Origin of the sequence: Mesonia sp. HuA40 (genome assembly GCF_008017835.1) — a bacterium.
Classification (GTDB): Bacteria; Bacteroidota; Bacteroidia; order Flavobacteriales; family Flavobacteriaceae; genus Mesonia.
The window spans coordinates 107536-119694 of the sequence record NZ_VRLT01000056.1 but is presented as its reverse complement, the minus strand read 5'-3'; the positions used below and the strand labels follow the sequence as shown (position 1 = coordinate 119694).

Below are 12159 nucleotides of genomic sequence, written 5' to 3'. Positions count from 1 at the left end.
AATTATTCTTTTATTTCTGTATCGGCTATTTCGTAGCCCTCTTGTTCCAATTTTTCTACTTCTTTATCTTCTGCTCCGTGGGTTAGTTTCTTTAGTTTCTTCAGAAATAGGATTACTAAAAATCCGAAGGCCACTGTAAAAATAGTCAAGAACAAAAAGGTATTGTATTCTTGTTTGTTCTGCTCTTCGCTCAAGACAAAAGAAACCTGATAGTTTTTACCATCTCCCTTATTTTCTACTTGCTGGGCGGCATCTGGATCTTTCTCAAATGTTAAGATCGCGTGATAAGGATTTTCTGCTGTTACTTGATTTTCTTGAAGTGTTGTTTTGAACTTATTCACCGCCTCATCATCCAATTCAAAAATCGGGTTTAAGATTTTTTCTGCTTGGTATTGTTTAAATTTAACCTGATCATTTTCTAAGAAAACGGTTGATTTAAGGGTGAAATTTTTATCTTGGTTTATCGGGTAATCATAAACCGTAACCACTTTATTTTGCTCGTTTTTAATCTCAATGCTATCTTTTGACATAAAAGGAATAATCTGTTCTTTGTTGTATAGCATCGTTCCCGAATAGGGCTCTAACTGAGCAGACTCCCCAATGCTTCCTGCCAATTTATTACCAAAACCAGTGGCTGCAAAATAAACCCCCATCATTATCGAGGCATATTTAAGCGGTGCAAGCTTAGTGATAAAAGATAAGGCTACAGGAGATGTACTCAATTCACCAATAGTGTGAAATAAGTAAGCCAAGAAAATCCAAAACATAGCTGCTTTACCAAAAGTCTCTTGACTGGCTTCTTGTGATGCAAACATCATGAATACATATCCAAGTCCCATAATAATAGTACCTATGGCCATTTTGAAAAGTGAAGAAGACTCTCTACCCTTCTTTTTCCACCATACCCAGAAGGCTCCAATTGCGGTTCCAAAAATTATGATGTAAGCGGCGTTAAGCGATTGAAAAACACCAGCTGGAATCTCTTCTAACCAACTTAAACCAATGCTTCTATCTATTTTAGCATCGGTGTACAAGTTCATTAATCCACCAGCTTGTTCAAAGGCACCCCAAAAAACAATAACAATCAAGAAAGAAATGAATAAGACGATTACTCGATCTTTCTCTATCTTAGTTAGTGGTCTTTTGGCTGCTTCCTTTTCTTCGGCACTTACCAAAGAGCCTCCACTAAATTCTCCAACACCTTTTAAAAACTTTTGTCCCCAAATATAAACGGCTTGACCTAACAACATTCCTATACCAGCTAGACCAAATCCATAGTGCCATCCGTAATAATAGGCCACCAAACCTACACTTATACTAGCTAAAAACGCACCGATGTTAATACCAATATAAAAAATAGTAAAACCACTATCTCTTCTAATATCACCCTCTTCATAGAGACCACCTACCATTGTTGAAATATTTGGCTTAAGTCCTCCTACTCCCAACACAATAAGCAGTAAGCCGGTAAAAAATGCCCAGTCTTGGGGAATCGCTAAAATACCATGCCCTAAACACAGCAGTATACCTCCCCACATTACCGTTTTCTTTTGGCCTAAAAATTTATCGGCAATCCAACCTCCAGGAATTGAGGCAACATATACCAACATAGTATACCAACCGTACAGCCAAATGGCATCTTTACTACTCCATCCCAAACCCGGATCTACCGCTGTGGCCGAGGCCGCAATATACAAGGTTAAAATACTCCGCATTCCATAGTAGGAGAATCGCTCCCACATTTCGGTGAAAAACAATATAAAAAGCCCTACTGGGTGTCCAAAAATTTCTCTTCTTTCTCTCGTAATTGCTGCCATTTATGTTTAGGTTGATTTATAAGTTTTTTAAAATATAATTTGTCATTAGTGTATACAAGTGCAAGCGGGTATTTCCTCCGTAAATTCCGTGGTTTTTATCGGGATATATGCGCCAATCAAATTGTTTATTTTCTTGCACCAAAGCTTCGATTAATTGCATGGTATTTTGTACGTGAACATTATCATCTGCGCTACCATGTATAAGCAAAAAATGATTGGTATCGTCAAATTTGCTGACGTGCGTAATGGGTGAATTCTCATCGTAACCCGTAGGATTCTCTTGAGGTGTAGTCATGTAACGCTCTGTATATATAGTATCATAAAAACGCCAGCTTGTAACGGGTGCTACTGCGATGGCTAAATTGAATACATCTCCTGCTCTAAAAATTGCATTTGAAGACATATAACCACCAAAACTCCAACCCCATATTCCAATACGATCTTCGTCTATATAATCACGCTCCCCCAATAATTTTGCAGCAGCGATTTGATCTTCTAATTCATATTTACCCAATTCTTTCTGGGTGACTTTCTTAAACTGAGCTCCTTTAAACCCCGTACCTCGACCATCAACGGTAACTACTATATAGCCTTGGTTGGCCAATAATTGGCACCAATAATCATTAGTAGAAAAGTAAGTATTGGCCACCGATTGCGAACCAGGACCCGAATATTGATACATCAGCATCGGGTATTTTTTATTCTCATCAAAATCTTGGGGTTTAATCATGTACATATTTAAATCTTCGCCGTTTACACGGATGGTGCTTAATTCTTTTGGAGAAAAACCGTAGTCTTTTACTTTTTCTGCTAAAGCACTATTGTCTTGTATTTTACGTACCAACTTGCCATTTTTAGCTTGATGTAAAGTGTAGACGCTTGGCGTATTAACACTTGAATAATCATTGATAAAATAACTATAATCTGCACTAAAGTCTGCATTATTGGTTCCAGTTTTAGGCGTTAAACGCAGCTTATTTTTTCCATTAGCCAAAATGCTATATACATCGCGGTTTACACTACCGTTCTCTGTACTTTGAAAAAAGATTCTTCCCGTATTGGGGTCAAATCCGTAAAACGCTGTCACTTCCCAATCACCTTGAGTTACTTGTTTGATTAACTCACCCTTTTTGCTATAATGATAAATATGGTTATAGCCGTCTTTTTCACTTGTCCAAATAAAGCTATTGTTGTTTAAGAAAGTAAGATTATCGGTAACATCTACATAGGCCTCATCTCTTTCTTCTAGAATTACATCCGCTTCAAGCGAAGTAGCATTTACAAACAATAAATCCATTTCATTTTGATGTCTGTTTAAAGCCTGTACACTTAAAACATCTTTGTCTTTGGTCCATTTTAAACGCGGCAAATATTCATAATTTTTTGGCAGCTTAACCGACTTACTTTCTTTCTGGTTTAAATCAAAAATATGCAAACTCACTTTAGCATTATCATCACCCGCTTTAGGGTATTTAAACACCTGTTGACTAGGATATAACTGATTGTTATAACTCCCATAAATATCCATTGAAAACTCAGGAACACGGGTTTCGTCAAACTTCAAGTAAGCTATCTTAGAAGCATCTGCACTCCAATCAAATGCGCGAACAAAAGCGAACTCTTCTTCGTAAACCCAATCGGTAATCCCGTTTATGATTTCATTCTTTTTACCATCTTGGGTTAACTGAGTGGTGTTTCCAGAAGCTAAATCTTTAACGTAAATATTGTTTTCGTAAACATAGGCTACTTTGGTTTCGTCTGGCGAAAATTGAGGCTCTTGAACTGGATGAGCAGCTAACATAATATTCTCTCCATTGTTTAAATTATAAACAAAGTAAATGGCGCGGGTAGAACGTCTATAGATCGCCTCTGTATTTACTCCCAACAAAGCAAAATTTTCATTAGGACTTAACTGGTAGGTCTCGAAATAATTAAGTTGTTTGATTTTATTTGAAGATAAAATATTTCTCGTTTGCTCGCCCGTCTCGTAGCTATAGGCATCAACCCGCATATTTTGGTTACTGCGGTCGTAATGTTGCACTATATATTCTTTTCCGTTGTTTAATGAAGTTAAAGATTCCATATAGGCCAGCCTAAAAGCTCCTCCCCAAATCTCTTCTAAAGTAACTTGCTTATTTTGAGCACTTAACGAAAAAATACCCATAAAAAAAACTAGCGCGAAAGGCCTAAAAATTCTCATAATCTATATTTCATTTTTTACGAATCCAAGTTTACTAAAAATTAACGGATTTTTACGGGTTTTTGTTGTTAAATACTAAGATTATGTTAAGTAAAAAAGTTAGCTTCATTATCTTCTTAGCTTTTAATTGAATTGAGCTTAGTATCTTTGCCCAGTAATAATTCAAATATAATGAAGCAAATTCAAGGTTTTTCTAAATTAAGTAAGCAAGATAAGATCGAATGGCTAGCAACTCATTTTTTTCAAAATGCAGATTTGGCCAAACAAACTTTGATGCAGTATTGGAATTCGAACCAACAACTACAACAATTACACGATGAATTTACCGAAAACACCATTAGCAACTTATACATTCCCTTTGGCGTAGCCCCTAACTTTTTAATCGATGGCCATTTCTACAGTTTGCCTATGGCCATAGAAGAAAGTTCTGTGGTGGCTGCTGCCAGCAATGCAGCTAAATTTTGGCAAAGCAGAGGCGGGTTTAAAACCGAAATTCTAGGAACAGAAAAGGTAGGACAAATACATTTTACCTTTAATGGTCAAGCCGATTTTTTATTCTCACAATTTAATGCTTTAAGACAAAGCTTAATTCAAACGGCCAATGAGGTAAGCGCAAATATGATAAAAAGAGGCGGCGGACTTACGAAAATTGACTTAATAGACAAAACCGATGCCTTAGAAAATTATTATCAAATTCATGCTTGTTTTGAAACCTTAGACGCCATGGGCGCCAACTACATCAATTCTTGCCTAGAAGCTATGGCTAAGTTATGGGAAAAAGAGGTGAATACAGCATTAGCAAAAAGTACACATAAGCTTGAAGTGGTAATGAGTATATTATCTAATTACGTACCCAATTGTCTGGTCAAAGCACAGGTTAGCTGCCCAGTATCGGCACTAGCTGAAGATCAAGATAAAGCCAAACAGTATGCACAAAAATTCGTACAAGCTGTACAAATTGCTCAAGTAGAGCCTTATCGGGCTGTGACGCACAATAAAGGAATTATGAACGGAATTGATGCCCTGGTTTTGGCCACAGGTAATGATTTTAGAGCCGTTGAAGCAGGCGTGCACGCTTATGCTAGCCGAACAGGTACTTATCGCAGTTTGAGCGATGCGCGCATTGAAAACGATGAATTTATTTTTGAAATGAGCTTACCTCTAGCTTTGGGTACTGTAGGCGGCTTAACTAAATTGCATCCATTGGTTAAATTAGCTTTAGAAATGCTGGGCAACCCAAATGCCCAAGAACTTATGCGTATTGCCGCAGTTTGCGGATTGGCACAAAATTTTGCTGCCCTAAATTCATTAACCACTACAGGCATTCAAAAGGGCCACATGAAAATGCACTTAATGAATATCTTAAACCAATTTCAGGCTACCGAAGAAGAAAAAACAACCATTGCCAAAATGTATGAGAACAAAACCATAAGCCATACCGAAGTAGTCGAAACCTTAAACGCAATGCGTGATGCAGCAAATTAGAGCAAACGGTAAGATCTTATTATCTGGCGAATATGGGGTTCTTGATGGCGCTCAAAGTCTGGCACTCCCTACCCAACTGGGTCAAATCTTTAGATTTGAAAAAATTAATGAACCAGAAATTCAATGGAAAAGCCTGTTTGCCGATAACAGCCTATGGTTTGAAGTTATTTTTAAGCTTGAAAATAACCAGCTATTCGAACAAATAACGCCAGCAACCTCTGAAATAATCCGCTTAAAAGAGATCCTAGAGTTCATTTTTAATAAAAACCCAGATTTAACGCAAACTGGCGGTTACAAAATAACCAGCCAGCTAGAATTTGATAAAGATTGGGGCTTGGGCTCTTCTTCTACCCTTATTTACGCTTTAAGTAAATGGGCAGGAATAAACGCTTATGAACTTCTCGAGAATACTTTTGGCGGCAGCGGTTATGATCTCGCTTGCGCGGATGCTAGCACAGCCATACTTTATAAGAAAACCAGCCACCCATATACACCAAACGTACAACCTATACATTTCACCCCCCATTTTAAGGAGCAACTCTTTTTTGTTTATTTAAATGAGAAAAAAAATAGTCGGGAGGCTATTGCGCATTATCAGCAGCTAGAAAAAAACCAGCGCATGCATCTAATCGAGGCACAAAATAGGATAACCCAAAATTTATTGACTGCCCAAACCCTAACCGATTTTGAAGCAGCGTTAGAAAAAAGCGAATCGGTTTTAAGTAGAGTTTTGGATATTAAAACGGTAAAAGAAGAGCGCTTTAAGGATTATCCTTATACCATAAAAAGCTTAGGGGGCTGGGGAGGAGATTTTGTGTTGGTAACCACAAGAAAAGCAAAAGATATGGACTATTTCATTCACCAGGGTTACACTAATTATTTTTCTTTCCAGGACTTTATAAAATAAAAAAAGCAGCTTTAAAAGCTGCTTTTTTTATTTTATAAACCTAGATCTAGGTTAAGAACTTAGTAAAACTTAGCTCTTTTATCTTCGATTTCTGCCGAATTCTTCAAAGCTTTCATCAAAGCATTAGTTGCTTGGTTGGCTCTTTCTTTCGACTCTCTCTCTGCAATCAGACGGTATGAATCTAGGGGTGTAGCAGCCGTTCTGCCAGTTACTTCTACAACATATATACCCTTTTCACCTTTAATTGGAGCGCTTGGTTTACCTTCAGGTAAAAAGAAAGCTGCACCCACTACCTGTGGTTCAGAACCTGCTCCTGGTAAGACCGGATTCTCTAAATTAACAGCGTTAGCATTTTTCACCCCAACCTGCTGGCTAGATGCTAAGTCTTGTAAACTATCAAAGCTACCTATCTGATCAAGAAGAATTTTTGCTTGTTTTTCTTTTTTGATAATTGGTGTAACTTCTTCTGAAGCTTCTTCAACGGCCATAAGGCCTTTATCATACTTTTGTGTCAATTGTGCCACAACATATCCTGTAGGTACATCAAAACGTTTAATGTCGTTTACCGCTGTATCTTCATTGAAAGCCCACTGCACAATCGCTCTTTGATTACCTAATCCGCCTAGAGCTTCATCCATCTCTTTAATACCGTTGATTTCTTTAACCTCATAATTATTTGATTTGGCTACTTCTTTAAAATCTGATTCGCCGGCTGCGATTTCGAATTTTGTAGTTTCAGCAAATAAATCATTACCAGTTTTTTCAGATGGTTCTATTTCTTTGGCAATTGTTGCAATTTTAATTGCCTTTTTAGGCTCTTTTTTCTCCTCAATCAAAACTACGTGATAACCAAATTCTGTTTCTGTTACCCCCAAACTTGGTGAACTATCTGCAAAAAGGTAGTCAATAAAGTCTGAGCTATTCGTATTTCTATAGTTCACCCAACCTAAGTCGCCTCCTTTATCTTTGGTAGACGCATCAGCAGAAAACTCTTGTGCGAAATCTTTGAATAAATCTTGATTGGATTTCAATTCTGCACTTAAACTGTCGGCTAATTTTTTGGCTTCTTCTTTGGTACGTTCTAGATCTTGACCAACTGCAGTTCCCGAATAAGCGACCAAAATATGTTTTGCTTTTACAGAATCTGTCATTTGTTTTGACTCAATTACCTTAGAGGCTTTCCAGAAGTTATTATGTTTGTACGGCCCGTATATAGCTCCGGATTCGGTACTCATTAGTGCGTCTGCAAATGCGGTTGGAAGTTCATCTTTAAAACTAAAGCGATCTTCATGGGCTAAATCAGAATTCTCATTAATAAATTCTTGATAATCAGTAGTGTTTTTTAAGCCCTTGATTTCCTCTTCCATTTTAGAAACCTCATTGTAGATTTTTCTGTCTTCTAATAGGCTCATCAACTCTTCCTTGGTTTCTTCGTCATCCGCTTGCGAAGGCTTTTCTTCAAAATACACATACTGTATAGCACGAGAAGCTTCGGTGGTATACTTTTTCTTATTATCTTGTAAATAAGCCTTAATATCTTCTTTACTTACTTCTACTTCTCCAGCTTTTTCGTAAGGTATTTGTACAAAATTCAAGTTAACTTGATCGTTTTGCTTTTTATAAGCTTGCTCGCCTTCAACTAAAGTTGCCCCAACACCTGCTCGCACAAGATTATAGTACAATTGTGCTTTGGCTTGTTGAGCAATATTATTTTCTATACTCACCCATTGTTGATATGCCTCTGGAGAGTTTGCCTTTAAATTAGCAATGTATTCTTTCATTTTAGCAAAATCAAATTGTCCATTTTCATTGGTAAAGTTTGGATTACCTGCAAATTGTTGCTTGATACTGTTGTTGATTTGATCGTTTCCTACCTGCAGGCCTAATTTTTCAAGCTGCTCGCTTAACAAAGTCTGGTTTACTTGATTTTCCCAAACTTGCTTTACGGCTTGTGCTGTGGTTAAGTTACCTCTTGAATTACGCTGAACCCCCTCAACTTGTCTTGCAAAAGCTTCGCGGCTAATCTCCTCTCCATTTACAACACCAATGATGTTTTGATCTTTAGCACCCGAAAATCCTCCACTTCTAAACAAATCAGCTAAAACAAAAGAAAATAAAGCTAATGCGATAATGATGATTAGAAAAACAGAACGTTGTCTAATTTTATTTAATACTGCCATTTTTAAAGGTTATTTATCTAAATATAGTGGGCGAAAATAAGATATTTATACAGATAATAAAATATTTTTCAAAGAAAAACTTAGGCTTATTCTTATTTTTAAAGCAATTTTCTAAGTATAATCTTAATCTTCTAATCGTTCTATTTGTACCAATTCTATTTTTGTATTGGAAACTTCGAGCACTGTAATTTTATAATCATTCACCATGATTTGCCCTCCTTTTTGAGGAATTTCTTCGGTGTGATGAACAATGAGCCCACCAAGTGTTTCATAGTTTTCTTCTTCGGGGAGATCTAATTTATAGGTTTCGTTTATGTAGTCAACCTCCATTCTAGCCGAGAATTTGTACTTGTTTTCGGCTAGCTCTTCTTCGATGAGTATTGGTGCATCATGCTCATCTTCAATTTCCCCAAATAACTCTTCTACAATATCTTCGACCGTCATCATACCACTTGTACCACCATATTCATCTAGCACTACGGCAATACTTTTTCGTTTTTTAATCAGTAAATTTAATACGTCTTTCACCAGCATAGTTTCGGGCACATACACCACTGGTATCATTATATCTTTTATACTTTGCGGATTTTTAAACAATTCAAAAGAATGCACATAGCCTATAATATCATCATTACTCTCTTTGTAGACCAACAGTTTACTCAAGCCTGTGTCGGTAAAAATTTTAATTAGGTTTTGTGGACTTTCGGTTAGATCTACGGCAATAATTTCTGTTCGAGGTACCATAACTTCTCGAGACTTAACCTCTGAAAAATCAAGCGCATTTTTAAAGATTTGAATTTCTGAATCTATCTCATCATTTTCTTGAACGGCATCCATTTGCTCGTTGATATAATGCCCCAATTCTACCTTACTAAAAGCCAATTGCACCTCATCGCCCTCGGTTTTAAAAAAAAGTTTAAGCACTAAATCTGATATCCAAATGACAAATGCTGAAACCGGAGTAAAGAGGAGGTAAAAGCAATAAGCTGGTAAAGCAAAAAACTTAAGTAATGTATTGGCATATATCTGAAAAAACACTTTGGGCAAAAACTCAGCCGTAAATAGAATTACCAATGTAGAAATTAAAGTTTGTGTAAAAAGCAGGGCTTCGTTAACCAAATAGGAAAAAAAAGCGGGCGTATCTGAATTTACGGTTTGTTGCAATAATTCTACTAATAAATCACCCATAAAAAAACCGTAAATCACTAAGGCTATATTGTTGCCTACCAACATGGTTGCGATAAACTTGGATGGTTTTTTGGTAAGCTTTGCTAATACTTTAGCTAGAAAATCATTTTGTTTCTTTTCAATTTCAATATGAATTTTATTGGATGAAACGTAGGCGATTTCCATTCCTGAAAAAAAAGCGGAGAGAACTAAGGATAAAAAAATTATAAAAAGATCTAACTCCATTATTGCTGATTGCGTTTCTCTATGCGTTTCCTAAACCTTCGTTTAAAAAAGAACATAAAGATTGCCAGAATTACAAAAAAACTAAATAGATAAGCTTGGCTTCGGTCTTTATTCCAAAGCATTATCGTTTCATAAGTAAAAAAGGCTGCTATTACAAGATAAGCATATTCAAAATATCTATACACTTTATTCATAGTCTATTGGTCTATAACCTGCATTCCTTTATTAGAACGCGAGATGAATTTATTAAATTTTTCATTAGCATCAAAACTTTCGCCGTTATTCACCGCTCCGTTTTTGAATTGAACCTGATAGGGTACATCAGAAAAAACCCACTGTCTAGATTGATCCCAGTAAAGTTGATTTGCTTTAAGCACCACACTATCACTTGTAGTGATGACGACATTATCTTGAAGATCTACCAGATTTGTTTGCTCATATAAAATACCATAATCGGCTTTAATGGTATTTTTCTGATTTTTTTCATCATAAAAGTCAAGCTCTAAACCTTCTGGAAAAGCTCTATAACCAAAATCTAATTGTGTAAAGTCCTGCATCAATGGAGTTCTTAAAAAAGCTTTGATTTTACCACTATCGGTATAAACTAGTTTAATACCTTGACCAGATGTTTGTGGTTTTATTTCTTGCACCTCCCATTTTCTTACCGTACTCAGGCGTTCATTGCAAGAAAAAAACATTGCTGCTATAGCGATAGCAGCAATGTTTTTAAACTGAATAATTAGACTTTTTTTAATATACATCTTATCCTGGAATTCGAACGCTTTCTCCAATCCAGCATCCAATCTTGATGGTTTCCCCGGCTTTTCTACCTTCTTGGAAAACATCAGATTTCTGCGGTGCTCTTCCTCTATAACTTGCAGCGGCTTGCTTTGCAGATGAACTAATCGCCGGACTAACACGCGCTGCTCTTTCTGCATATTCTGCTGCCAACCAGTATACAGCACGTTTATTAAAAGTGGTATCTCCACAATTGTTTGCACTACTAGCATACATACTTGCTATTTGCAAATAAGCGCTACCCAAAGATGGCTGTATACTTAAAGCCTTTTTATAGTAACTACGTGCATTTGAGAAGCTGCCAGACTTTTTATAGTTACCAGCAATCATCATATACACTCTAGCTTTATCAATTTTATTATCTTCCAACTCAGCCGACTGCTCGTAATACTCCAAAGCCTTACTATACTTGCCGTCTTTAGCAGCCAATTGCCCCAAATAAAGCGCTGATTTAGCAGATGGTTCTTGCTTGTGCAATGATTCAACTAATTTAAAGAATAAGGGATCTCCAGTACACTCCTTAGCCGATAAACGCTTAGCTGCTCTCTTTAACCACTCTACATCCTCTTTTTTAGCATCAAACTCTTTATTGTATAATGGAATTAAGTTGTCACAGTCTGCTCTTTCTCCTAACAACCCGTTAATTCCTTGTTTAATTTTATTGAAATTATTTAAGTAGATATCGGTATTTTTTAAGGTACGCTCTTCTTTACTACTTAAAGACTCACCTAGTTCCTGCTTTTTAAGCAAAGGTTCGGCTTGACCGGCACGATAAATTTCTTGTTCTTCAATTTTTTGAATTAACTCATCATACATTGTAAAAACCTCTTGTAAGTCGCGGTTTCCAGCATCCTGTTCAGCTACCAAAATATTAAAGTAAACATAAAGCGTACGTGGGTCATTTACATTCTCTTTATCCTCTTTCCAGGCTTTCTCATACCAACCCAATTGTTCGGCTGCTGTACCGATTTTATAATCGTACATTGCCTCTGCGATGTTGGCATAGGTTTCTCCTTTTGAAGTTTTTGCTGGGAAATTTTGGAGTCTTAATTTATAATTCTCTATCAATTGCTCTGCATATTGTTTTTGCAACTCTGCATCGTCTTTGGCAGACTTGGCAAAATGCTTTAACATACGATCTCCGTATTGATACAGGCTAATGTGATAATCTTGACAAGATTTTATCAATTTTTCATAATAAGGTTTTGCTGCTTTGTAATCTTTTACCTTGGCACTTTGCGAAAACAAAGATAAAGCTCTAGCACAATCTACCTCTTGAGCAGCAACAGATTGATTTGCAAAAACACCAATGGCCAATAAAATTAAGAATTTGATTTTCATAGTACTTGAATTGTGTCT

Annotated in this window: 8 protein-coding genes; 2 read left to right on the top strand and 6 right to left on the bottom strand. The window is 36.5% G+C overall.

Annotated elements, in window-relative coordinates; translation table 11 throughout:
* Positions 1–2: 2 nt before the first annotated feature.
* Complete coding sequence (locus FT993_RS09315) at positions 3–1817, bottom strand: peptide MFS transporter (RefSeq protein WP_147862273.1); 1815 nt, start codon at positions 1815–1817, stop codon at positions 3–5.
* A 16-nt stretch (positions 1818–1833) separates the two neighbouring features.
* Positions 1834–4017, bottom strand: a complete 2184-nt coding sequence (locus FT993_RS09310; RefSeq protein ID WP_147862272.1) for a S9 family peptidase — start codon at positions 4015–4017, stop codon at positions 1834–1836.
* Between the two features lie 168 nt (positions 4018–4185).
* On the opposite strand from FT993_RS09310, the gene FT993_RS09305 reads away from it, so the two are divergent.
* Both FT993_RS09305 and FT993_RS09300 read left to right on the top strand, forming a co-directional pair.
* Positions 4186–5502, top strand: coding sequence for a hydroxymethylglutaryl-CoA reductase, degradative (locus FT993_RS09305; RefSeq protein ID WP_147862347.1), 1317 nt, complete (start codon positions 4186–4188; stop codon positions 5500–5502).
* Positions 5489–6409 (top strand): GYDIA family GHMP kinase, encoded by a 921-nt coding sequence (locus tag FT993_RS09300; RefSeq protein ID WP_147862271.1) that lies wholly within the window; start codon positions 5489–5491, stop codon positions 6407–6409. Before FT993_RS09305 ends, FT993_RS09300 begins: the two co-directional genes overlap by 14 nt.
* A 59-nt stretch (positions 6410–6468) precedes the next feature.
* On the opposite strand, the gene FT993_RS09295 is transcribed toward FT993_RS09300, so the two are convergent.
* The 4 genes from FT993_RS09295 to FT993_RS09275 all read right to left on the bottom strand — a co-directional run bounded on the left by FT993_RS09295 (position 6469) and on the right by FT993_RS09275 (position 12141).
* Positions 6469–8589 carry a peptidylprolyl isomerase gene (locus tag FT993_RS09295; RefSeq protein WP_147862270.1) on the bottom strand — a complete coding sequence of 707 codons (2121 nt, stop codon included), beginning with the start codon at positions 8587–8589 and terminating at the stop codon, positions 6469–6471.
* 123 nt (positions 8590–8712) lie between these two features.
* The gene (locus tag FT993_RS09290) at positions 8713–10002 is read right to left on the bottom strand and encodes a hemolysin family protein (protein WP_147862269.1); all 1290 of its coding nucleotides are present in this window, start codon (positions 10000–10002) and stop codon (positions 8713–8715) included.
* Positions 10003–10199: 197 nt separating this feature from the next.
* Positions 10200–10763 (bottom strand): LPS export ABC transporter periplasmic protein LptC, encoded by a 564-nt coding sequence (lptC, locus tag FT993_RS09280; protein ID WP_147862267.1) that lies wholly within the window; start codon positions 10761–10763, stop codon positions 10200–10202.
* Between the two features lies 1 nt (position 10764).
* Positions 10765–12141 (bottom strand): tetratricopeptide repeat protein, encoded by a 1377-nt coding sequence (locus tag FT993_RS09275; RefSeq protein WP_147862266.1) that lies wholly within the window; start codon positions 12139–12141, stop codon positions 10765–10767.
* Between the last annotated feature and the right edge of the window lie 18 nt (positions 12142–12159).

What these genes read in the sequence shown, in the direction of transcription:
- FT993_RS09295 (WP_147862270.1), bottom strand. Translation starts at nt 8,589, where the DNA reads ATGGCAGTATTAAATAAAATTAGACAACGTTCTGTTTTTCTAATCATC.
- FT993_RS09310 (WP_147862272.1), bottom strand. Translation starts at nt 4,017, where the DNA reads ATGAGAATTTTTAGGCCTTTCGCGCTAGTTTTTTTTATGGGTATTTTT.
- FT993_RS09315 (WP_147862273.1), bottom strand. Translation starts at nt 1,817, where the DNA reads ATGGCAGCAATTACGAGAGAAAGAAGAGAAATTTTTGGACACCCAGTA.
- FT993_RS09300 (WP_147862271.1), top strand. Translation starts at nt 5,489, where the DNA reads ATGCAGCAAATTAGAGCAAACGGTAAGATCTTATTATCTGGCGAATAT.
- lptC (WP_147862267.1), bottom strand. Translation starts at nt 10,763, where the DNA reads ATGTATATTAAAAAAAGTCTAATTATTCAGTTTAAAAACATTGCTGCT.
- FT993_RS09290 (WP_147862269.1), bottom strand. Translation starts at nt 10,002, where the DNA reads ATGGAGTTAGATCTTTTTATAATTTTTTTATCCTTAGTTCTCTCCGCT.
- FT993_RS09275 (WP_147862266.1), bottom strand. Translation starts at nt 12,141, where the DNA reads ATGAAAATCAAATTCTTAATTTTATTGGCCATTGGTGTTTTTGCAAAT.